A 22422-nucleotide genomic window follows, 5' to 3' on the forward strand; every position below is an offset into this window, starting at 1 on the left:
TCGGAAGCGTCCATTCCGCGTACCCAAGCGATCAAGAATCGATCACCAACTGCGACTGAATATGCCCTCGACACGCAACAGAAGTGTCGGAAGCGGTGATTTGAGCAACTGGGTGTAGCGCTGCCTGTACGAAGCGTTATTCTCCTCAAACGCATGCCACCGGCCATCTGTCGCCACGACGGGTGAACGGTCCCGCACTGCACGTGATGGAAGCTCTGCCTCTGGGAGTCCCGTGTACCCACCTGTCGGGGTTGACGCCTCGGGCCTGGCTCAGCTGCGCGCAACGGTCCTCGACCACCTGCGCGGCTTCGTCCCCACCGCGTACGCCGCCCCCGCCCTCGCCGGCGCGGTCCCGGCCGGCCTCGGCCCGGCCGGTCCTTGCTATGCCCTGACCGACGGCGGCGCGACGGTGGGCAGACGAGGCCGCGCGGCCTCGGGCTCGAACGGCGCCGCCGGCACGAGCACCCAGGCCACCCACCGCCGCCCCACCGCGGACAGCGACCAGGCCCGCATGATGGACCTGGTCGAACGCGCCCAGGCGGGCGAGGCCGAGGCCTTCGGCCGCCTGTACGACCAGTACAGCGACACGGTCTACCGGTACATCTACTACCGCGTCGGCGGCAAGGCGACGGCGGAGGATCTCACCAGCGAGACCTTCCTGCGCGCCCTGCGCCGGATCTCCACCTTCACCTGGCAGGGCCGCGACTTCGGCGCCTGGCTCGTGACGATCGCCCGCAACCTGGTGGCGGACCACTTCAAGTCCAGCCGCTTCCGGCTGGAGGTCACCACCGGCGAGATGCTCGACGCCAACGAGGTCGAGCGCAGCCCCGAGGACTCCGTCCTGGAGTCCCTCTCCAACGCGGCCCTGCTGGAGGCCGTACGGAAACTCAATCCGCAGCAGCAGGAGTGCGTGACCCTGCGCTTCCTGCAGGGCCTCTCGGTCGCCGAGACGGCCCGGGTGATGGGGAAGAACGAGGGCGCCATCAAGACGCTCCAGTACCGGGCGGTCCGCACGCTGGCCCGCCTCCTTCCCGACGACGCCCGCTGACGGTCCGACCAGACAACACAACCTCACATTCGGTGACCCCTCGATGACGCTGTGGTCCGATCATCCTTCGTCCGTAACCCAAGTGCCGCGACGCTCGTTGTGCGGAATGCAGGCTCCCTGTGGACACGCTTTGCCCGAAGCCGCTCACTCGAAAGTGTGGACGTGCTCAAGGAAGGCAACCTTCCGGACACCTTGGGGAGTCGATCGTCATGACGAGAGGAGGTGCCGCCAGTGATCGCGAACGTAACCCCGCACCGGCGGGCGAACGCCTTCGCCCAGGCCCTGGAGGATCGGACCCCGTCCGAGCTTTCGGAACCGGACCCGGCGGCCGAGCAGTCCGAGGCACCTGCCGAACCTGCCGACCACGACCGGTTGTTGGCCCTGGCGAGCGTGCTCGGCGAAAGAATGCCGCGCCCAGTGCTGGACCCCGAGGTCAAAGTGGTGCAACGAGCCCAGCTCATTGCCGCCATGGAGACCATGGTGCTGGAGGAGAGGGCCGGGGGTGGTGCGGCCTCGGACCCTCAGGTGCCCGAACAGCGGACCGGCCGCGGCGCCCACCGGGCGACCCCGCTCCGGAAATTGCGGCCCCGCTCCCGCTGGTCCAAGGGCATCGCAGCGGGCGGCCTCACCGTGGGTGTGGCCGCGGGGGCCTTCAGCGGAGTGGCCGCTGCCAGTTCCGACGCCCTGCCCGGTGACCACCTCTACCCCGTGAAGCGGGGCATGGAGGACCTGAAGCTGGGGATGGCCGACGACGATTCGGACCGGGGCGAGCTCTATCTCGACCAGGCCTCGAACCGCCTGTCGGAAGCCCGCAGGCTGATGGAACGGGGCCGGACCGGCGTCCTGGACCACGAATCCCTGGGCGAGATCCGCCGCGCACTGGCGGGCGTGAAGCACGACGCGGAGGAAGGCCACCGCCTCCTCCAGCTCGCGTACGAACGGGACGGCTCGCTCGGCCCGATCCAGACGCTGTCGTCGTTCTCCCGCTCCCACCGCGACGCGTGGGGCAAGCTCCGCGAGAGGCTCCCGGCGCAGCTCACCGACGTGGGCGGCCAGGTGGAGTCGGTCTTCCAGGCCATAGACGAGGACGTGGCGCCGCTCCAGAGCCTGCTCCCCAAGCCACCGGAGCAGACCCGCGGCGGCACCGCCTCGCCCGGCGCCTCCACCAAGCCGGGCACCCCCAGCGGGACGCAGCAGTCCGCTCCCGCCGCGGGCACGCCCTCGGGCAGCAGCCCCGCGCCGTCCCCCTCGGGCAGCACCCGGCCACCGGCCGGCGGCGGCCTCCTGGGCGGCACGGGCGACCTGCTCAACCCGCCCACGGGACAGTCGGCCCCGCCCTCCTCGGGCACGCCGGAGAACCCGGGGCCGGACATCACCCTCCCGCCGCTCCTCCCGGGCCTCCTCCCGGGCCTGGGCCTCGACACGGAGGACGCGGAGTAGAAAGCGGAACGGAAAAAGGGGCGGGGCTGCCTCGGCAGCCCCGCCCCTTTCCCTTCAGCCCCGCCTCACCGCATCAGCCCCGCCGGCGATTGAGGCGACGGGGGTCCGGGGGCAGAGCCCCCGGACCGCTCACGGTCAGAAGAACACGGACCGCCGCTGCACGAGCAGCTTGTACAGCGTGTGCTGAATCTGCTCCCGCACCTGATCCGTCAGGTTGAACATCAGCATCGGATCCTCCGCCGCCTCCGCCGCATACCCCCCGGTGGGAATCGGCTCACCGAACTGGATCGTCCACTTCGTCGGCAACGGCAGCGCCCCGAGCGGCCCCAGCCACGGAAACGTCGGCGTGATCGGGAAGTACGGGATCCCCAGCAGCCGCGCCAGCGTCTTCGCGTTGCCGACCATGGGGTAGATCTCCTCCGCCCCCACGATCGAGCACGGCACGATCGGCGTCCCCGCCCGCAGCGCCGTCGACACGAACCCGCCCCGCCCGAACCGCTGCAGCTTGTACCGGTCTCCGAACGGCTTCCCTATCCCCTTGAAGCCCTCCGGCATCACACCGACCAGCTCCCCGGCCTCCAGCAGCCGCTGCGCGTCCTCCGCGCACGCCAGCGTGTGTCCCGCCTTGCGCGCCAGCTCGTTCACCACCGGCAGCATGAACACCAGGTCGGCCGCCAGCAGGCGCAGGTGCCGCTCCGCGGGGTGGTGGTCGTGAACGGCGACCTGGAGCATCAGCCCGTCCAGCGGCAGCGTCCCGGAGTGGTTCGCCACGATCAGCGCGCCGCCCTCGGCCGGGATGTTCTCGATGCCCCGGACCTCGACCCGGAAGTACTTCTCGTACAGCGGCCGCATCAGGGACATCAGGACCTGGTCCGTCAGTTCCTTGTCGTAGCCGAAGTCGTCGACCTCGTACTCCCCGGTGATCCGCCGCCGCAGGAACGCCAGCCCGCCCGCGACCTTCCGGTCCCAGCTGTCGCCGGGCACCGCCGCAGGACGCTCCGGGGCCGCCGGCGGCTCCACCACCGGCTCGGGAGCGGCCACCGCCCGCACCCGGCGGGGCATCCGCCGGCGCGGCCGGTCCTCGTCGAACGGAATGACCTTGGCGTCCGCCACTATCGCTTCGCTCCTTCAGCCTCGACGTCGTCCTTGGGCCCGTCTGGGTCCAGCATGGCCGCCACCCGGTCCACGGCCCGCCCGACCCGCTCCGGGGGCAGCAGACCGTTCCCCCGGCTCCGCGCGAAGTCCGCGAAGGTCTCGGCGGTCGTGTACAGCGGTTCGAAGCCGAGCACGTCCCGCATCTGCGTGGTCTCCACGACCCGGCCGTGCGTGAGCAGCCTCATCTGCTCCGGCGAGAAGTCGGTGACCCCGACCGCCCGCAGCGCGGAGCCCACCCAGGTCAGCGCCGGCAGCAGCAGCGGCAGCGTCGGCCGCCCCAGCCGCCGCGAGCACTGCGACAGCAGCAGCACGCCGTCACCCGCGATGTTGAAGGTCCCGCTGTTCAGCGTCCCGCGTCTGGGCTCCCGCGCCGCCAGCTGCAGGACTTCGAGCACGTCGTCCTCGTGCACGAACTGCAGCCGCGGGTCGTAGCCCAGCACGGTCGGCATCACGGGGATCGAGAAGTACTCGGCGAGCGCCGAGTCCGCGAAGGGCCCCAGGATGTTCGCGAACCGCAGCACGCACACCGCGACGTCCGGCCGCCTGCGCGCGAAGCCCCGTACGTATCCCTCGACCTCGGCGGCGTCCTTGGCGAAGCCGCCCGCCGGCAGTGATTTGGGCTCCGTGGTCTCGGTGAAGACGGCCGGATCGCGCGAAGTGCCCCCGTACACGCTCGTACTGGACTTCACCACGAGCCGCCGTACGGTCGGCGACTTCTGGCAGGCTCCGAGGAGCTGCATCGTCCCGATGACGTTCGTTTCCTTGACGGTGCTGTGCGCACCGCCGGTTCCTGCACTGCCTCCGGTGACCGCCAGATGCACCACCGTGTCCACGGCGTGCTCGGCCAGCACCCGGGCGATCGCCGACTGCCTGATGTCCGTACGGACGAACTCAGCCGATCCGAGCCGGTGCGGCGGTGTCACCGCGTCGACCGCGATCACCCGCTCGACTTCCGGGTCACGCTGGATGCGGCGCACGAAGCGGCCGCCCAACTGCCGGGCAGCCCCGGTGACGAGTACGACCTTCCCCACGAGCTCAGCGCCTCCCTCGAAGAAGTCCCCCGGCTGCACCGCAGCCCCTCCACCAGGATGGTGGAGGGGCTGCGGAAAACACGTACAGCTGCCGTTTACTTCTTGTTACGGCGCTGGACGCGGGTGCGCTTGAGCAGCTTGCGGTGCTTCTTCTTAGCCATCCGCTTGCGCCGCTTCTTGATAACAGAGCCCACGACTACCCTCGCTCACTTCTCTTCACTGGTGCGGGGCGTCTGGGCCCACACGACCTACGTCGGCCTAGCCTACCCGCCCGAGCTCTGAGCCTGTAATCCGAGTGCTTCCCAGGGGTTACAAAGGCGTCGGGGTCCGTCAGTCTCAGGCCGACTCCACCCCCACATAGGACTCTCGGAGGTACTCGTGAACCGCGTTCTCGGGGACCCGGAAGGACCGGCCCACCCGGATTGCGGGCAGATGACCGTTGTGCACCAGCCGGTACACGGTCATCTTCGACACTCGCATCACCGAGGCAACCTCCGCCACGGTCAGGAACTGAACCTCGCTGAGAGGCCTCTCGCCAGCAGCCATGACACACCTTGACCTTCCGCGCATGACGGGCACCGGCTTCCCCTCCGGTTACTCCTCGTCGTCGCACGCTCACTCCCCAGAGTAGGGGCGCGTGATACGAGTGGGGAAGAGGAGCTACGGCCACTCCTGCCGCCCCGTCAGACTCGCCCGGCCGAGAACATAGCGAGTAAGCGGTCGGTAGTAGTCCGCTCGCACCGCGTCATCAAGCGGAACGGCCACCGCGACCCGCCCCTCGGCCTCGCCGACGAACAGCGCGGGATCGTCCGTGTCCGCCAGCCCGATCGCGTCCACGCCGAGCTGACCTGCGCCGCAGACCCACCCGTGATCCCCCACCACCAGGTCCGGCAGCGGCCCGCCGGCCTCCGCGAGGGCCCCCAGCGCCAGCCGAACCGGGAGTGGTGAATGGGTGTGCACGCCGGTGGCACTCCCCGGCACCTGCACGCCGGGTTCCCGCACCAGTGCGACCCCCCGTACGTATTCGATGGTGTACGTGCGTACGCCGAACCGGGTCGCCATGTCGACACTCGCCCCCTGCGCCGGAGTGAGGACAACACATCCCGCCGCCGACATCGCCTCGGCCAAACCGGCGTAGAACCCCAGGAGCCGATGCGGGTGGCCGGTCCCGAACAGCACGGGCGAGCGCGCCCTCGCCGCCTCGCGCAGCCGCCCCGCGAACGCCTCCAGCGCCGCCACCGTCCGCTCCGGATCGATCACGTCCGGCCCGCTGACGTGCGCCGGATCCGCCGAGACCCCGCACTTGTCCGCCATCAGCCTCAGCAGGTCACCCTCGCCCCAGCCCCACTCCGGATCGAGCCCCAGCATCACCCGCGGGTCGCGCGCCGCGAACAGCCGGTAACTGCGCAGGCTCTCCTCCCGGGAGGTGGCTACGGGCCCGGCCAACCGGGCGGCCAGCAGATGCGCACGCAGCGCGCCGGTGCTCAACACCCTCCGATGCTGCCGCACCACACCTGGCGGGTCATCAATTCCGGCGAACAGCCCCACCGTTGGCGTAACGATGCATCAGGAGCCGGTTCCGGCCCCGCGGGCGTGCGCGGCGGGGCCGGAACAGCCCGGTTCAGGCCAGCAGGCCGCGCAGCGGGAAGACCGCCCGCCGGGTCGCCAGAACGGCCTGATCCGTACGGTCCGCCGGGTCGTAGCCCGCGTCCCATTCCCGCCACTGCGGAGTCCGCCCGTCCGTCATCCGGGCCGGCGCCGAATGCCGCGTCAGCGCGTACACCTCGTCCCGCCACGAGGCCGGGACCGCCGTCTGCGGATCCACCGGCCGGTGCGCCGCGATCGCCACCAGGTGCGTCCACGACCGCGGTACGACGTCCACCACCGCGTACCCGCCGCCGCCCAGCGCCAGCCACCGCCCGTCCGCGTACTCGTGCGCGAGCCGGTGGCAGGCCTCCTGGACGGCCCGCTGGGCGTCCAGCGACACCGCCAGGTGCGCGAGCGGGTCCTCGAAGTGCGTGTCGGCCCCGTGCTGGGTCACCAGCACCTGCGGCCGGAAGTCCGCCAGCAGCTCCGGCACGACGGCGTGGAAGGCCCGCAGCCATCCCTCGTCCCCGGTCCCGGCGGGCAGCGCGATGTTCACCGCCGACCCCTCCGCCGCCGGGCCTCCGGTCTCCTCGGGCCAGCCGGTCTGCGGGAACAGCGTCCGCGGATGCTCGTGCAGGGAGATGGTCAGCACCCGCGGGTCGTCGTAGAAGGCCGCCTGCACGCCGTCCCCGTGGTGCACGTCCACATCCACGTACGCGACCCGCTCGGCCCCCAGCTCCAGCAGCCGCGCCACGGCCAGCGACGCGTCGTTGTACACGCAGAAACCGGCCGCGCCGCCCGGCATGGCGTGGTGCAGCCCGCCGGCGAAGTTCACGGCGTGCTCCGCCTCACCGTGCCAGAGCGCCTCCGCGCCCGCCACGGACTGCCCTGCGATCAGCGCGGACGCCTCGTGCATCCCGTGGAAGGCCGGATCGTCCATGGTGCCCAGCCCGTACGACCCGTCGGCGACGCCCGGGTCGGCGGACACCTCGCGCACCGCGGCGACGTAGTCCTCCCGGTGGACGAGCCGCAGGGTGGAGTCCCCGGCCACCGGCGCCGCCCGCACCTCCATGGCCCGGTCCAGCCCGAAGGCCCGCACCAGGCCCATGGTCAGCGCCAGGCGCACCGGGTCCATCGGATGGCTCGGTCCGAAGTCATACCTCGTTACCGCCTCGTCCCACATCAACAACCCGCGGCCGCTCATGCCCGACACCGTATCGGGCGCCGTCCGAGCCGAACGAGCGGGCGTAGAACAGTGTCACCAGGACCAGCACCATCGGCACCAGCATCGCGCCCCGGTAGCTCCAGGCGTCACCGATCCCCCCGACGAGCGGCGACCCGATCAGGAAGCCGACGTAGTTGAAGATGTTCAGCCGCGCGACGGCCGTGTCGGAGGCGCCGGGGAAGAGGCGCCCCGCCGCGGCGAAGGTCTGCGGCACGATCACGCACAGCCCGATCCCCAGCAGCGTGAAGCCCAGCATCCCCACCCACGCGCCCGGCGCCGCGGCCACGACGGCGAACCCGCAGGCGGCGACCAGCGTCCCGCCCCGCACCACGGCCACCGCCCCGAAGCGCCGCACGCCCAGGTCCCCGACGGCCCGCCCGATGAGGGTCGTCACCATGTAGACGTTGTAGGGGACGGTCGCCATCTGCTCCGAGCTTCCGAGCACGTCCTGGAGGTACTTGGCACTCCAGTTCGCCACCGTCGAGTCCCCGATGTACGCGCACGCCATCACCAGGCACAGCGGCAGCAGCAGCTTGAACCCCCCGGCCCCCAGCCCCTTCTCGGCCACCGCCTCGCCCTGCTGGTGGTCGACGTAGCGGCGGCTCCCCAGCAGGACCAGGGGCAGCAGCACGGCCACGGCGGGCAGATAGGAGACGAACAGCCCCAGATGCCAGTGCGCCCCGGCCCACGCCGCCGACGCCCCGAGGATCCCGCCGAGGCTGTACGCGGCGTGAAAGCCCAGCATGATGCTGCGCCCGTACGCCCGCTGCAGGCTCACCCCGAGCATGTTCATCGAGGCGTCCAGCGCACCCACCGACAGCCCGAACACCCCCAGGGCCACCGCCACGTGCCACATCTGGCTGCCGGCCCCGACGCCCAGCAGGGCGAGCAGCACGACGGGCTGCGCCCACCGCAGCACCACGCTGGGAGCAACCCGCTTCACCAGGTGCTCGGTGGCCACGCTCGCCGCACCGGCGAGGATCGGCACGGCGGCGAGGAAGGCCGGCAGCAGGCCGTCGGATATCCCGTACCGGTCCTGGATGGCCGGGATCCGGGTCACGAGCAGCGCGAAGGCGACGCCCTGCACGAAGAAGCTGAACCCCAGAGCGCCGCGGCCCCGCCGCAGCCGCACATCATCCGTCATGGCGGGTCAGCGTAGGGCCACGGGCTACCCGTGGGTAGAGAGATCACATACCCAGTCCGGCCTCCAGCCCGAGCAGCCCGGTGAGCTGCTTCATGTCCCCGAAGTGCCCGGTGGCCCCGGGGAGCTCGTCGGCGGGCAGCATCGCCGTGAACGCGTACACGTCCATGCCCGCGGCGACGGCGGCCCGGATGCCGAGCGGACTGTCCTCGATGACCACGCAGCGGTCGGGCTCCACGCCCATCTGCCGCGCCGCGTGCAGGTACAGGTCCGGAGACGGCTTGCCCTGGCCCACGTCCTGAGCGCTGAAGATCCACTCCTCTTCGAACCACCCGTCGAGTCCGGCCACCCGGTGCCCGACCCTGATCCGCTCGTGACTCCCGGAGGAGGCCAGGCAGTACGCGACCCCTTGAGCGGTCAGCGCGCCCAGCACCTCCTCCACACCGGGTACGGGTTTCAGCTCCTGCTCGAACCCGGCGACGGTCCGCGCGTGCAGCGTCTCGTCGAAGTCGGCCGGCAGCCGCTCCCCGGTCCGCTCCGAGACGAGGTCGTGCACCCGGTGCACGGCGGACCCCATGTAGTCGCGGACCGACTCCTCGTAGGTGGTCGGGTGCCCCAGCTCGGTCAGGTACCCGGCGAGGATGCTGTTGGCGAGCGGCTCGCTGTCCACCAGCACGCCGTCGTTGTCGAAGATGACGAGGTCGTAGCCCATAGCTCCACATTACGGAGGAAAGGGATGCGGAGCGGTTCCGCCGTGCCCGCTCCCGGCCATCCGTGTCGCCGGCCCTCCCGCGCCGGCCGGCAGGTCGCGATCCGGATCGCGGCGCGGATCGCGGCCTGGATCGCGATCTGCCGGTGAACGCAGAAAAGCCCCGCACCGGACCCCGAAGGGTCTGGTGCGGGGCTTCCCGCAATGATTGTTCGGCGGCGTCCTACTCTCCCACAGGGTCCCCCCTGCAGTACCATCGGCGCTGAAAGGCTTAGCTTCCGGGTTCGGAATGTAACCGGGCGTTTCCCTAACGCTATGACCACCGAAACACTATGAAATTTGAACGCTGGTGTTTTCACAGCTGTTCGTTATTTCAGAACTAACACAGTGGACGCGAGCAACTGAGGACAAGCCCTCGGCCTATTAGTACCAGTCAGCTTCACCCGTTACCGGGCTTCCACATCTGGCCTATCAACCCAGTCGTCTACTGGGAGCCTTACCCTCTCAAGGAGGTGGGAATACTCATCTTGAAGCAGGCTTCCCGCTTAGATGCTTTCAGCGGTTATCCCTCCCGAACGTAGCCAACCAGCCATGCCCTTGGCAGGACAACTGGCACACCAGAGGTTCGTCCGTCCCGGTCCTCTCGTACTAGGGACAGCCCTTCTCAATATTCCTACGCGCACAGCGGATAGGGACCGAACTGTCTCACGACGTTCTAAACCCAGCTCGCGTACCGCTTTAATGGGCGAACAGCCCAACCCTTGGGACCGACTCCAGCCCCAGGATGCGACGAGCCGACATCGAGGTGCCAAACCATCCCGTCGATATGGACTCTTGGGGAAGATCAGCCTGTTATCCCCGGGGTACCTTTTATCCGTTGAGCGACGGCGCTTCCACAAGCCACCGCCGGATCACTAGTCCCGACTTTCGTCCCTGCTCGACCCGTCGGTCTCACAGTCAAGCTCCCTTGTGCACTTACACTCAACACCTGATTGCCAACCAGGCTGAGGGAACCTTTGGGCGCCTCCGTTACTCTTTGGGAGGCAACCGCCCCAGTTAAACTACCCATCAGACACTGTCCCTGATCCGGATCACGGACCGAGGTTAGACATCCAGCACGACCAGAGTGGTATTTCAACGACGACTCCACCCCAACTGGCGTTGGGGTTTCAAAGTCTCCCACCTATCCTACACAAGCCGAACCGAACACCAATATCAAACTATAGTAAAGGTCCCGGGGTCTTTCCGTCCTGCTGCGCGAAACGAGCATCTTTACTCGTAGTGCAATTTCACCGGGCCTATGGTTGAGACAGTCGAGAAGTCGTTACGCCATTCGTGCAGGTCGGAACTTACCCGACAAGGAATTTCGCTACCTTAGGATGGTTATAGTTACCACCGCCGTTTACTGGCGCTTAAGTTCTCAGCTTCGCACGCCCGAAAGCGCACTAACCGGTCCCCTTAACGTTCCAGCACCGGGCAGGCGTCAGTCCGTATACATCGCCTTACGGCTTCGCACGGACCTGTGTTTTTAGTAAACAGTCGCTTCTCGCTGGTCTCTGCGGCCACCCCCAGCTCACGGAGTAAATCCGATCACCAGTGATGGCCCCCCTTCTCCCGAAGTTACGGGGGCATTTTGCCGAGTTCCTTAACCATAGTTCACCCGAACGCCTCGGTATTCTCTACCTGACCACCTGAGTCGGTTTAGGGTACGGGCCGCCATGAAACTCGCTAGAGGCTTTTCTCGACAGCATAGGATCATCCACTTCACCACAATCGGCTCGGCATCAGGTCTCAGCCTTATATGAGGGACGGATTTGCCTACCCCTCGGCCTACACCCTTACCCCGGGACAACCACCGCCCGGGCTGGACTACCTTCCTGCGTCACCCCATCGCTTACCTACTACCACCTTGGATCGGCGGCTCCACCACTTTCCCTTGCCCGAAGGCTCCGGAACGGCTTCACGGCCTTAGCATTAGAGGATTCGATATTGGGCGTTTCAAAGCGGGTACCGGAATATCAACCGGTTGTCCATCGACTACGCCTGTCGGCCTCGCCTTAGGTCCCGACTTACCCTGGGCAGATCAGCTTGACCCAGGAACCCTTAGTCAATCGGCGCACACGTTTCTCACGTGTGTATCGCTACTCATGCCTGCATTCTCACTCGTGAACCGTCCACAACTAGCTTCCGCTGCTGCTTCACCCGGCACACGACGCTCCCCTACCCATCACAGCGGGCGTTGGCCCTATTGCTGCAATGACACGACTTCGGCGGTACGCTTGAGCCCCGCTACATTGTCGGCGCGGAATCACTTGACCAGTGAGCTATTACGCACTCTTTCAAGGGTGGCTGCTTCTAAGCCAACCTCCTGGTTGTCTCTGCGACTCCACATCCTTTCCCACTTAGCGTACGCTTAGGGGCCTTAGTCGATGCTCTGGGCTGTTTCCCTCTCGACCATGGAGCTTATCCCCCACAGTCTCACTGCCACGCTCTCACTTACCGGCATTCGGAGTTTGGCTAAGGTCAGTAACCCGGTAGGGCCCATCGCCTATCCAGTGCTCTACCTCCGGCAAGAAACACGTGACGCTGCACCTAAATGCATTTCGGGGAGAACCAGCTATCACGGAGTTTGATTGGCCTTTCACCCCTAACCACAGGTCATCCCCCAGGTTTTCAACCCTGGTGGGTTCGGTCCTCCACGAAGTCTTACCTCCGCTTCAACCTGCCCATGGCTAGATCACTCCGCTTCGGGTCTAGAGCGTGCAACTCAATCGCCCTATTCGGACTCGCTTTCGCTACGGCTTCCCCACACGGGTTAACCTCGCTACACACCGCTAACTCGCAGGCTCATTCTTCAAAAGGCACGCAGTCACGACTGTATGTGCAAGCACATACAGCGACGCTCCCACGGCTTGTAGGCACACGGTTTCAGGTACTATTTCACTCCGCTCCCGCGGTACTTTTCACCATTCCCTCACGGTACTATCCGCTATCGGTCACCAGGGAATATTTAGGCTTAGCGGGTGGTCCCGCCAGATTCACACGGGATTTCTCGGGCCCCGTGCTACTTGGGAGATTCTTAAGCAAGCCGCTGATGTTTCGTCTACGGGGGTCTTACCCTCTACGCCGGACCTTTCGCATGTCCTTCGACTACATCAACGGTTTCTGACTCGCCGACCGGCCGGCAGACCGATCAAAAGAATTCCCACAACCCCGCATGCGCAACCCCTGCCGGGTATCACACGCATACGGTTTGGCCTCATCCGGTTTCGCTCGCCACTACTCCCGGAATCACGGTTGTTTTCTCTTCCTGCGGGTACTGAGATGTTTCACTTCCCCGCGTTCCCTCCACACTGCCTATGTGTTCAGCAGTGGGTGACAGCCCATGACGACTGCCGGGTTTCCCCATTCGGACACCCCCGGATCAAAGCTCAGTTGGCAGCTCCCCGGGGCCTATCGCGGCCTCTCACGTCCTTCATCGGTTCCTGGTGCCAAGGCATCCACCGTGCGCCCTTAAAAACTTGGCCACAGATGCTCGCGTCCACTGTGTAGTTCTCAAACAACGACCAGCCACCCACCACCCCACCGGACAAACCGATGAGTTCACTGGGGCCGGCACTGAAGACATGACCTTACGGCCGTACCTTCAGGACCCAACAACGTGCCAGGCACGATCCCGTCCACCATCGCTGTTTTCCACGCCGAAGCAGTACTCACAGGAGGTTTCAGAAACCGTGCCAACTAATCAACGTTCCACCCTGAGCTGACCGTGCAGAACGTTTGTCTGCAATCGGTACTGTGCTCCTTAGAAAGGAGGTGATCCAGCCGCACCTTCCGGTACGGCTACCTTGTTACGACTTCGTCCCAATCGCCAGTCCCACCTTCGACAGCTCCCTCCCTTACGGGTTGGGCCACCGGCTTCGGGTGTTACCGACTTTCGTGACGTGACGGGCGGTGTGTACAAGGCCCGGGAACGTATTCACCGCAGCAATGCTGATCTGCGATTACTAGCAACTCCGACTTCATGGGGTCGAGTTGCAGACCCCAATCCGAACTGAGACCGGCTTTTTGAGATTCGCTCCACCTCACGGTATCGCAGCTCATTGTACCGGCCATTGTAGCACGTGTGCAGCCCAAGACATAAGGGGCATGATGACTTGACGTCGTCCCCACCTTCCTCCGAGTTGACCCCGGCGGTCTCCTGTGAGTCCCCATCACCCCGAAGGGCATGCTGGCAACACAGGACAAGGGTTGCGCTCGTTGCGGGACTTAACCCAACATCTCACGACACGAGCTGACGACAGCCATGCACCACCTGTATACCGACCACAAGGGGGGCACTATCTCTAATGCTTTCCGGTATATGTCAAGCCTTGGTAAGGTTCTTCGCGTTGCGTCGAATTAAGCCACATGCTCCGCTGCTTGTGCGGGCCCCCGTCAATTCCTTTGAGTTTTAGCCTTGCGGCCGTACTCCCCAGGCGGGGAACTTAATGCGTTAGCTGCGGCACCGACGACGTGGAATGTCGCCAACACCTAGTTCCCAACGTTTACGGCGTGGACTACCAGGGTATCTAATCCTGTTCGCTCCCCACGCTTTCGCTCCTCAGCGTCAGTAATGGCCCAGAGATCCGCCTTCGCCACCGGTGTTCCTCCTGATATCTGCGCATTTCACCGCTACACCAGGAATTCCGATCTCCCCTACCACACTCTAGCTAGCCCGTATCGAATGCAGACCCGAGGTTAAGCCTCGGGCTTTCACATCCGACGTGACAAGCCGCCTACGAGCTCTTTACGCCCAATAATTCCGGACAACGCTTGCGCCCTACGTATTACCGCGGCTGCTGGCACGTAGTTAGCCGGCGCTTCTTCTGCAGGTACCGTCACTTTCGCTTCTTCCCTGCTGAAAGAGGTTTACAACCCGAAGGCCGTCATCCCTCACGCGGCGTCGCTGCATCAGGCTTTCGCCCATTGTGCAATATTCCCCACTGCTGCCTCCCGTAGGAGTCTGGGCCGTGTCTCAGTCCCAGTGTGGCCGGTCGCCCTCTCAGGCCGGCTACCCGTCGTCGCCTTGGTGGGCCATTACCCCACCAACAAGCTGATAGGCCGCGGGCTCATCCTTCACCGCCGGAGCTTTCAACCCCTACCCATGCGGGCAGGAGTGGTATCCGGTATTAGACCCCGTTTCCAGGGCTTGTCCCAGAGTGAAGGGCAGATTGCCCACGTGTTACTCACCCGTTCGCCACTAATCCACCCCGAAGGGCTTCATCGTTCGACTTGCATGTGTTAAGCACGCCGCCAGCGTTCGTCCTGAGCCAGGATCAAACTCTCCATGAATGTTTACCCGTAATCGGGTGCACACATCACTTAGAGCGGGCACGTCAGGTCGGAATAAGACCGACGCGCCACAACGTCCTCGCTGTGTAATTGCCTGCGAGCATCATCCGAAGACGACCCCGCAGGTCTTTTTCAAAGGAACCTCATCCACCGAAATGGACGGGGTATCAACTTTTGGCGTTGATTTTTGGCACGCTGTTGAGTTCTCAAGGAACGGACGCTTCCTTTGTACTCACCCTCTCGGGCTTTCCTCCGGGCTTTCGTTCTGTTCTTGCGTTTCCGACTCTATCAGACTCTTTCGTGTCCGACTTCCTCGGTGCTTTCCAGGTATTCGCTTTCGCGCTTTCCTTTTCGGCGATTCCGACTCTATCAGATCCTTTCGGGCCTGACTCCCAGTCAGCGGGCTTTGCTTCGGGGCTGTTAGGCCCTTCGGCGAGTGAGACAGTAGCGGATTCCTCGCCCCCGAACCTAATCGGCGACTGCGTCCTCGGACACGGATTCCTCATTCGCAAATACGCATGAAAACGGGACGACGGAGTGCGTCGTTCGTTCGAATGTGTGGTGCGGGATGGCTGTCCGGGGACCGACCGGGGTCGGCGCTCACTTCGGACAACTCGAAGAACCTTACGGATCGGGCACACCTGTGTCAACCCCCGGCTGACCTGCCACGCGGGGTCCGCGAAACCCATGCCGTTCTCATCGCCGGCCGTCTACGCTGGGGCCCATGACTACGCATGTGCTCACGCTCAGCCTTCGCTGGTGGGCCGCCTGACGGCGGCCGACCTTCCACACGAGCACGCATGCGCTCACGGCCGCCGCTTCGGCGGCCGTTTTTGTTTCTCCCCTCCCGGGAGTGGCTCGGTCGCCGACGCGGTGGCCTCGACACCACTCACACACAGGGAGAGCAGGACATGACAAGGATCTTCAGCGGGATCAAGCCGACCGGGCACCTGACGCTGGGGAACTACCTGGGGGCCGTACGGCAGTGGGTCGCCGCCGACCAGGAGCCGGACTCGGCGCTGTTCTGCGTCGTCGATCTGCACGCGCTGACCGTCGAGCACGAGCCGGCGCGCGTACGAAGGCTGAGTCGGCAGGCGGCAACGCTCCTGCTCGCCGCCGGGCTGGACCCGCGGCGCTGCACCCTTTTCGTCCAGAGCCATGTGGACGAGCACACGCGGCTGGCGTACCTGCTGGAGTGCACCGCCGCCGACGGCGAGCTGCGGCGGATGATCCAGTACAAGGAGAAGGCGGCGAAGGCGCAGGCCACCGGGGAGGGGGTGCGGCTGTCGCTGCTCACCTATCCCGTGCTGATGGCCGCCGACATCCTGGCGTACGGGACCCAGGAGGTGCCGGTCGGTGAGGATCAGCGGCAGCACGTCGAGCTGACCCGGGATCTGGCGGTGCGCTTCAACCAGCGGTACGGGCACACCTTCGCCGTGCCCAAGGCCACGCATCCGGCGGTGGCCGCGCGGGTCATGGACCTGCAGGAGCCGACGTCGAAGATGGGGAAGTCCCACGAGAGCGGGGCGGGGATCGTCTATCTGCTCGACGAGCCCGGGGTCGTGCGCAAGAAGGTGATGCGGGCGGTCACGGACAGCGGGGACGGCGCGGTGGTCTACGACCGGGAGGCGCGGCCGGGCGTCGCGAATCTGCTGGACATCCTGGCGGCGTGCTCCGGGGGTGATCCGGCCGCGCTCGCCGAGGGGTACAGCGGCTACGGGGCGCTGAAGCGGGACGTCGCCGACGCGGTGGTCGAGCTGTTGCGGCCGGTGCAGGAGCGGCATGCCGAGCTGGCGGGCGATCCGGCGGAGGTGGACAAGGTGCTGCGGGAGGGCGCGGGGCGGGCCCGGGAGCTGGCGCGGCCCGTGGTGGACCGGGCGTACCGGGCCATCGGGTTGCTGGAGCCGTGACGGGTGGGGGTCCCGCGTGCTGCGGGGCCCCCACCGGTACGGGTGTCTCAGCTGTTGCCGGAGGCGAGCTCGCGGCTGCGGTCGCGGGCCGCTTCGAGGGCGGCGATCAGGGCGGCGCGGACGCCGTGCCGTTCCAGCTCCACGATCGCGTTGATCGTCGTACCGGCCGGGGAGGTGACCGCCTCGCGGAGCTTGACCGGGTGCTCACCGCTGTCGCGGAGCATCACGGCGGCGCCGATGGCGGCCTGGACGATCAGGTCGTGGGCCTGGGCGCGGGGCAGGCCGAGGAGGATGCCGGCGTCGGTCATGGCCTCGACGAGGAAGTAGAAGTACGCGGGGCCGGAGCCGGAGAGGGCGGTGGCCGCGTCCTGCTGGGACTCGGGGACGCGCAGGGTCTTGCCGACGCCGCCGAAGATCTCCTCGGTGTGGGCGAGGTGCTCGGCGGTGGCGTGGCTGCCGGCGGAGATGACGGACATGGCCTCGTCGACGAGGGCGGGGGTGTTCGTCATGACGCGCACGACGGGGGTGCCGGGGCTGAGCCGTTCCTCGAAGAAGGAGGTGGGGATGCCGGCGGCGCCGCTGATGACCAGGCGGTCGGCGGGGACGTGCGGGGCGAGCTCGTCGAGGAGCTTGGCCATGTCCTGGGGCTTGACGGTCAGGATGAGGGTGTCGGCGCGCTTGGCGGCTTCGGCGTTGGAGACGGCCTCGACCCCGTAGCGGGTGCGGAGCTCCTCGGCCCTGTCGGCGCGGCGGGCCGTGACGAGGAGCTTCGAGGCGGGCCAGCCGCCGCGGATCATTCCGCTGAGCAGGGCCTCGCCGATCTTGCCGGTACCGAGGACTGCGACTGTCTGGGTCATGCCCGATTCACCTCGCCGAACTGTTGTGTGCGCGTGGGCTGCGTATACGTCCTCATCCTCGCACCCGGGCGATGAAGGGGGAGGCAGTGTCCGGAGTGCGGTCAGGGGGTGCGGCGGGGGAGGGTGGCCGCGCCGAGGGCGAGGACGAGCAGGGCGCAGGCGGCGACGATCACGGCGTCGCGGACGAAGTCGGCGGTCATGTCGGTGTGGGTGAGGACCTGGGTCATGCCGTCGACGGCGTAGGACATGGGCATGACGTCGGACAGGCCTTCGAGGACCGGGTGCATGGTGTCGCGGGCGGCGAAGAGGCCGCAGAGGAGCAGCTGGGGGAAGATCACCGCCGGCATGAACTGGACGGCCTGGAACTCGGAGGCCGCGAAGGCGGAGACGAAGAGGCCGAGTGCGGTGCCGAGGAGGGCGTCGAGGAGGGCCACGAGGAGGAGGAGCCAGGGGGAGCCGACGACGTCGAGGCCGAGGAACCAGAGGGCGAGGCCGGTGGCGAGGAGGGACTGGACGACGGCGACGGCGCCGAAGGCGAGGGCGTAGCCGGCGATGAGGTCGCCCTTGCCCAGGGGCATGGCCAGGAGGCGTTCCAGGGTGCCGGAGGTGCGTTCGCGCAGCGTCGCGATGGAGGTCACCAGGAACATGGTGATGAGGGGGAAGATCCCGAGGAGTGACGCGCCGATGCCGTCGAAGGTGCGGGGGCTGCCGTCGAAGACGAAGCGCAGCAGCGTGAGCATCAGTACGGGGACCAGCAGCATCAGCGCGATGGAGCGCGGGTCGTGGTGGAGCTGGCGCAGGACGCGGGTGGCGGTGGCGGTGGTGCGGGCGCTGTTCACGGGGTCGCCTCCTGGGCGGCGAGGGCGTTGGCCTCGTCGACGAGGCGCAGGAAGCCCTCCTCGACGGTGGCGCAGTGGGTACGGGTGCGCAGTGCGTCGGGGGTGTCCTGGGCGAGGATGCGGCCCTCGCGCATGAGGAGCAGGTCGTGGCAGCGCTCGGCCTCGTCCATGACGTGGGAGGAGACGAGGAGCGTCGCGCCGCGGGTGGCGGCGATGTCGTGGAAGAGGTTCCACAGGTCGCGGCGCAGGACGGGGTCGAGGCCGACGGTGGGTTCGTCGAGGACGAGGAGCTCGGGGGTCCCGAGCAGGGCGACGGCGAGGGAGACGCGGCTGCGCTGGCCTCCGGAGAGGTTGCCGGCGAGGGCGTCGGTGTGGGTGGTGAGGTCGACGTCGGCGATGGCCTGCCGGACGGCGTGGGCGCGGCGGTCGGCGGCTGCCCGGCCGGGGTCGAGGATCGCGGCGAAGTAGTCGAGGTTCTGCCGGACGGTGAGGTCGTCGTAGACGGAGGGCGCCTGGGTGACGTAGCCGATGCGGGAGCGGAGCTCGGGGTGGCCGGCGGGGCGGCCGAGGACGTCGAGGGTGCCGGTGACGTGGGCCTGGGTGCCGACGATGGCGCGCATGAGGGTGGATTTTCCGCAGCCGGAGGGGCCGAGGAGGCCGGTGATGCGGGCGCGGGGGACGTCGAAGGCGATGCCGTCGATGACGGTGCGGGGTGCGCGTCCGGTGCCGCGGCGGACGGTCAGGCCGTGGGCGTGTACGGCGGGCGGGGCGGGGTCGGTGGGCTCGGCGTGGCCCGGGGTGGGGGCCGGGTCACGGCCGGGCTCATTATTCATCATGTGATGAATAATGCTCCTGGCTGTGCCGGGGCGTCAATGACCGGGTCGGGATCGGCTGGGGTTCGGGGCCGGATCGGCCGGGCTCGGGGGCGGGATCGGCCAGGCTCGGGGCGGGCCCGAGCTACTTCTTGCGCTTGGGGCGGCGGGCGGCCGGGTTCCCCGTACGGGTGCTGCGGCGGCGGGCGAAGTCGGCCTTGGCGCGCTCGTACTCGGCGCGGCGGAGCTTCTCGCCCGGGGCCTCGCCGAGGCAGCGCAGGAAGTACGCGATGAGGGAGCCGATGAAACCGATCACCTTGAGGCCCTTGAGGGCGGCCTCGTCGGAGGACGGGGCGGGGCGGCTGCTGAAGGACGCCCAGGTCTTGACGAAGGCGATGGAGCTGGCGATCGCGAAGAGGATGACGACGGAGATGCTGAGGAAGGGGCCGACGTTGCCGATCTCCAGGCCCTCGTAGGAGAGGCGGAGCAGGACGGCGGCGGCGATGGCGGTGACCAGCGAGCCGATGGCGAGGCCGACGCGGCGCAGGGCGTAGCCGCCGTCGTGGTTCACCCAGGTGGTGCCGAAGAAGGGGATCGGCTCGGGCTCGGGGCCGGTGGGGACCGGCGCCTGGGCCTGAGCCTGGGCCGGAGCCTGGTCGGCCGGCTCGGCGGGGGTCTGGTCTCGCTGGTCGTCGCTCACAACAGCGATTATCCCCCGCCGGGCCGGCCGGGCCGGGCGTGTCTCACGTGTCAGACGGGGTCCGGCCTAGCCGCACTGGTTGGTCACGTAGCCGTCGCTGCCGGTCTTCACGTACGCGTCGGAGACGAACCGGCCGTTGCCGATGCAGTCCCAGATGTCCGACGTGCCGTACGGGCCGGAGATGGTGGTGCCGTCGCACTGGCAGCGGATCGAGACGGTCGCGCCGAGCGGCAGGACGTCGATGACCGAGTAGTTGGTGCCGGGGCCGCTGCGGACGTTCAGCCGGTAGCCGGGAGCGACCGGGAACGTCGGGTATCCGGAACCGGCGGCCAGACTCTGGAGTTGGCCCGAATCGTTCTCTACCGACATGTGAAATCTCCCCCCATGGGCGTTGCCCTGCGCAACTCGCGCAGGGTAGCAGGACCTTGAAGATGCGTACGGGGCATCGACTAGGCTCCGGCGGGGGTGGTGAGCGGTGCATTCGCTGCGCGCGGACTACGTGGGCTTTCCGGAGTACGCCGGGCAGTACCGGCTCGAATCAGTGCTCGGTTCCGGCGGAATGGGCGTCGTCCATCTGGCCACCTCCGACTCGGGGCTGAAACTCGCCGTCAAGATCGTGCACGCCGAGCACGCGGTGGATCCGGAGTTCCGGGCCCGGTTCCGGCAGGAGGTCGCCGCGGCGCGGCGGGTGAGCGGGGCGTTCACCGCGCCCGTCGTGGATGCCGACCCCGATGCCGAGCGGCCCTGGATGGCCACCCTGTTCATCGACGCCCCGACGCTCGCCGAGCGGGTGCGCGAACGGGTGCTGGCCCCCGTTGAGCTGGCCAGGCTCGCCGCCGGGCTGGCCGAGGCCCTTCGAGACATCCACCGCGCGGGTGTGGTGCACCGGGATCTGAAGCCCAGCAACGTGCTGATGGCACCGGACGGGGTGCGGGTCATCGACTTCGGCATCTCCCGTCCGGCGGACAGCGACCTGCGGACCGAGACGGGCAAGCTGATCGGGACGCCGCCGTACATGGCGCCCGAGCAGTTCCAGCGGCCACGGGACGTGGGCACCGCCGCGGATGTCTTCGCCCTGGGGGCGGTCCTCGTCCACGCGGCGACAGGGCGCGGGCCGTTCGACTCGGACAGCCACTACCTGGTGGCGTACCAGGTGGTGCACAGCGAGCCCGATCTGACCGGGCTGCCGCCGCAGCTCGCACCGCTCGTCGCGCGGTGCCTGGCGAAGGAGCCGGCGGAGCGGCCCACCGCCGAGGAACTGATCGCCGAGATGCGGGCGGTCGCGTACCCGACCGGCGAGGACACCCAGGCATTCGTCCCCCGACCGCGGCAGCCGGCCGAGGTCGAGGTCGAGCAGATCACCCACCGGAGGGAACGAATCGCCACCGGGCCCAAGACGGCCGGACGCCGGGCTCGGGTGGCCGTCGGGGCGGGGCTCGGGCTGCTGCTCACGGGCGCGGCGATCGGTGGGTACCTGCAGTTCGGGACCGCGGCCGAGCCGCCCGGCCGGCCCGCCTCACAGACGGATCCGGCGCCGCAGAAGAGCTTCGCACCATGGGCCGTACCTCTGGGGAAGCCCGGGACCGGCAGCCGGATCGGGGCCTGCTCCTGGCAGTCCGCGGCCCTCTACTGCGCCGGGCCGGGTCTCGCCGCGGCCCGGCTCGACCCCATGGACGGCTCGACGGTTTGGGCGGTGGAGGCAACCGCTCCGACGGCCCGGACGACCACCGACAGTGCGCCGGCGCACGCCGGGGGGCAGGTCCTCGTGGTGGTGCCGGGCAGCGAAACGCTCCAGGCGCTGGACCCGGTCACGGGGGCGGAGCGGTGGAAGCGGAAACTGCCGGGCGGGTCGCGGGTGGTGACCGCGGACCGGCAGGTCCTGCTCGTGGGAGCGACCGGCAGTGTCACCGCACTGGACGCGGCGAGCGGCGCGCCTCTCTGGACCAGGCAGATCGGTGGGGCCGGATCCCTGTGGTGGGCCGGTACGCAGGATTCCGGAGCGCCGGGACTGTACGTGGCGACCCCCGAGGCCAGCGGCGGGTCGACACAACTGGTCACCGTGGACCCGACAACCGGAACAGTGCGCGGGCAGTTCCGGGCGACAGGGCGGCTGCGACCGGTGGGCGTTGCGCGCGGCGGGCTGTACCTGCTGGATCAGGACACGGGCTCCAAGACCACCGCGGTCGTGCGGGCCGACCTGGCGACGCACGCGATCCGGCGGGTGGGGCTGACGGCGCCTCTGTACGACACGGAGGCGACGGTGGGTCAGGACGAAGTCGTGTACCTGTTCGGCACCTCGGGCACGCTGGTGGCGGTCGGCGCCGCCAAGGAGCAGTGGCGGCTGGAGACGGGTGTGGCGGTGGCCTCGCGGCCGGTGTGCGCCGACGGCCGGGTCTTTCTGACCGCGCCGGACGGAAGGCTCCTGGCCGTCGACGCGGGCACCGGGCGGATGGCGGGACAGACCAGGCCGCGGATGGCCGACGGCCTGAACACCTATGCGGCGACGCTGCCCGCCCCCGTGGTCGGCGGCGGGCGGGTGTTCGGGAGTGCGCCCGATGGGGTCGTGTTCGCCGTCGATGCGGGGGATCCTGCCCGGTGGTGAAACGGCGGCGCCCCCGCACCTGAGAGGGGCGG

General features: G+C 67.9%; 17 protein-coding genes and 3 rRNA genes. 4 read left to right on the forward strand and 16 right to left on the reverse strand.

Annotation, left to right across the window (positions count from 1 at the left end; genetic code table 11):
* The first annotated feature begins 232 nt into the window (after positions 1–232).
* Positions 233–1048: an ECF subfamily RNA polymerase sigma factor, BldN family gene (locus OG534_RS15720; RefSeq protein WP_326588690.1), complete on the forward strand. Its 816-nt coding sequence runs from the start codon at positions 233–235 to the stop codon at positions 1046–1048.
* 231 nt (positions 1049–1279) lie between these two features.
* Entirely contained in the window at positions 1280–2488 is a 1209-nt protein-coding gene (locus OG534_RS15725; RefSeq protein ID WP_326588691.1) for a DUF5667 domain-containing protein, read from the forward strand.
* Positions 2489–2623: 135 nt separating this feature from the next.
* Here the strand turns inward: OG534_RS15725 and OG534_RS15730 are convergent, their stop codons facing one another.
* From OG534_RS15730 to OG534_RS15780, 11 genes are all read right to left on the reverse strand, one after another.
* Positions 2624–3601: a lysophospholipid acyltransferase family protein gene (locus OG534_RS15730; RefSeq protein ID WP_326588692.1), complete on the reverse strand. Its 978-nt coding sequence runs from the start codon at positions 3599–3601 to the stop codon at positions 2624–2626.
* Positions 3601–4674, reverse strand: a complete 1074-nt coding sequence (locus OG534_RS15735) for an NAD-dependent epimerase/dehydratase family protein (RefSeq protein WP_326588693.1) — start codon at positions 4672–4674, stop codon at positions 3601–3603. Before OG534_RS15735 ends, OG534_RS15730 begins: the two co-directional genes overlap by 1 nt.
* A 95-nt stretch (positions 4675–4769) precedes the next feature.
* Positions 4770–4868, reverse strand: coding sequence for a 30S ribosomal protein bS22 (locus OG534_RS15740; protein WP_003948845.1), 99 nt, complete (start codon positions 4866–4868; stop codon positions 4770–4772).
* 142 nt (positions 4869–5010) lie between these two features.
* Positions 5011–5220: a helix-turn-helix domain-containing protein gene (locus tag OG534_RS15745; RefSeq protein WP_008738568.1), complete on the reverse strand. Its 210-nt coding sequence runs from the start codon at positions 5218–5220 to the stop codon at positions 5011–5013.
* Positions 5221–5334: 114 nt separating this feature from the next.
* Positions 5335–6165, reverse strand: coding sequence for a phosphatase (locus OG534_RS15750; protein WP_326593647.1), 831 nt, complete (start codon positions 6163–6165; stop codon positions 5335–5337).
* A 130-nt stretch (positions 6166–6295) separates the two neighbouring features.
* A complete protein-coding gene (locus OG534_RS15755) occupies positions 6296–7465 on the reverse strand; it encodes an acetoin utilization protein AcuC (RefSeq protein WP_326588694.1) in 1170 nt (389 codons plus the stop codon).
* Positions 7416–8630: an MFS transporter gene (locus OG534_RS15760; protein ID WP_326588695.1), complete on the reverse strand. Its 1215-nt coding sequence runs from the start codon at positions 8628–8630 to the stop codon at positions 7416–7418. Before OG534_RS15760 ends, OG534_RS15755 begins: the two co-directional genes overlap by 50 nt.
* A 43-nt stretch (positions 8631–8673) precedes the next feature.
* Positions 8674–9339, reverse strand: a complete 666-nt coding sequence (locus OG534_RS15765) for an HAD family hydrolase (RefSeq protein ID WP_326588696.1) — start codon at positions 9337–9339, stop codon at positions 8674–8676.
* A 207-nt stretch (positions 9340–9546) separates the two neighbouring features.
* A 5S ribosomal RNA gene (gene rrf / locus OG534_RS15770) occupies positions 9547–9663 on the reverse strand.
* Positions 9664–9739: 76 nt separating this feature from the next.
* Positions 9740–12863, reverse strand: a 23S ribosomal RNA gene (locus OG534_RS15775).
* Positions 12864–13145: 282 nt separating this feature from the next.
* Positions 13146–14670 (reverse strand): 16S ribosomal RNA (locus tag OG534_RS15780).
* Together the 16S, 23S and 5S rRNA genes form the textbook arrangement of a ribosomal RNA operon.
* Before the next feature lie 911 nt (positions 14671–15581).
* Between OG534_RS15780 and trpS the strand changes: the two genes are divergently transcribed.
* Complete coding sequence (trpS, locus tag OG534_RS15785; protein WP_326588697.1) at positions 15582–16580, forward strand: tryptophan--tRNA ligase; 999 nt, start codon at positions 15582–15584, stop codon at positions 16578–16580.
* A 47-nt stretch (positions 16581–16627) separates the two neighbouring features.
* On the opposite strand, the gene proC is transcribed toward trpS, so the two are convergent.
* The 5 genes from proC to OG534_RS15810 form a co-directional block, all read right to left on the reverse strand.
* Complete coding sequence (gene proC, locus OG534_RS15790; RefSeq protein WP_030720587.1) at positions 16628–17437, reverse strand: pyrroline-5-carboxylate reductase; 810 nt, start codon at positions 17435–17437, stop codon at positions 16628–16630.
* Between the two features lie 101 nt (positions 17438–17538).
* Positions 17539–18276, reverse strand: coding sequence for an ABC transporter permease (locus OG534_RS15795; RefSeq protein WP_326588698.1), 738 nt, complete (start codon positions 18274–18276; stop codon positions 17539–17541).
* A complete protein-coding gene (locus tag OG534_RS15800) occupies positions 18273–19112 on the reverse strand; it encodes an ABC transporter ATP-binding protein (protein WP_326588699.1) in 840 nt (279 codons plus the stop codon). The genes OG534_RS15795 and OG534_RS15800 overlap by 4 nt, the downstream gene beginning before the upstream one ends.
* 121 nt (positions 19113–19233) lie before the next feature.
* Positions 19234–19788, reverse strand: coding sequence for a hypothetical protein (locus OG534_RS15805; protein WP_442807089.1), 555 nt, complete (start codon positions 19786–19788; stop codon positions 19234–19236).
* A 66-nt stretch (positions 19789–19854) separates the two neighbouring features.
* On the reverse strand, positions 19855–20157 hold the full coding sequence (locus OG534_RS15810; RefSeq protein ID WP_326588700.1) for an SH3 domain-containing protein: 303 nt from the start codon (positions 20155–20157) through the stop codon (positions 19855–19857).
* A 106-nt stretch (positions 20158–20263) separates the two neighbouring features.
* On the opposite strand from OG534_RS15810, the gene OG534_RS15815 reads away from it, so the two are divergent.
* Positions 20264–22390 (forward strand): serine/threonine-protein kinase, encoded by a 2127-nt coding sequence (locus tag OG534_RS15815; RefSeq protein WP_326588701.1) that lies wholly within the window; start codon positions 20264–20266, stop codon positions 22388–22390.
* Positions 22391–22422: the final 32 nt, after the last annotated feature.

Origin of the sequence: Streptomyces sp. NBC_01294 (assembly GCF_035917235.1) — a bacterium.
GTDB lineage: Bacteria > Actinomycetota > Actinomycetes > Streptomycetales > Streptomycetaceae > Streptomyces > Streptomyces caledonius.

Bases quoted from the DNA above. Each gene is read 5' to 3' on its own strand.
- OG534_RS15745 (WP_008738568.1), bottom strand. From the start codon at position 5,220: ATGGCTGCTGGCGAGAGGCCTCTCAGCGAGGTTCAGTTCCTGACCGTG.
- OG534_RS15755 (WP_326588694.1), bottom strand. From the start codon at position 7,465: ATGAGCGGCCGCGGGTTGTTGATGTGGGACGAGGCGGTAACGAGGTAT.
- OG534_RS15760 (WP_326588695.1), bottom strand. From the start codon at position 8,630: ATGACGGATGATGTGCGGCTGCGGCGGGGCCGCGGCGCTCTGGGGTTC.
- OG534_RS15765 (WP_326588696.1), bottom strand. From the start codon at position 9,339: ATGGGCTACGACCTCGTCATCTTCGACAACGACGGCGTGCTGGTGGAC.
- trpS (WP_326588697.1), top strand. From the start codon at position 15,582: ATGACAAGGATCTTCAGCGGGATCAAGCCGACCGGGCACCTGACGCTG.
- proC (WP_030720587.1), bottom strand. From the start codon at position 17,437: ATGACCCAGACAGTCGCAGTCCTCGGTACCGGCAAGATCGGCGAGGCC.
- OG534_RS15800 (WP_326588699.1), bottom strand. From the start codon at position 19,112: ATGATGAATAATGAGCCCGGCCGTGACCCGGCCCCCACCCCGGGCCAC.
- OG534_RS15810 (WP_326588700.1), bottom strand. From the start codon at position 20,157: ATGTCGGTAGAGAACGATTCGGGCCAACTCCAGAGTCTGGCCGCCGGT.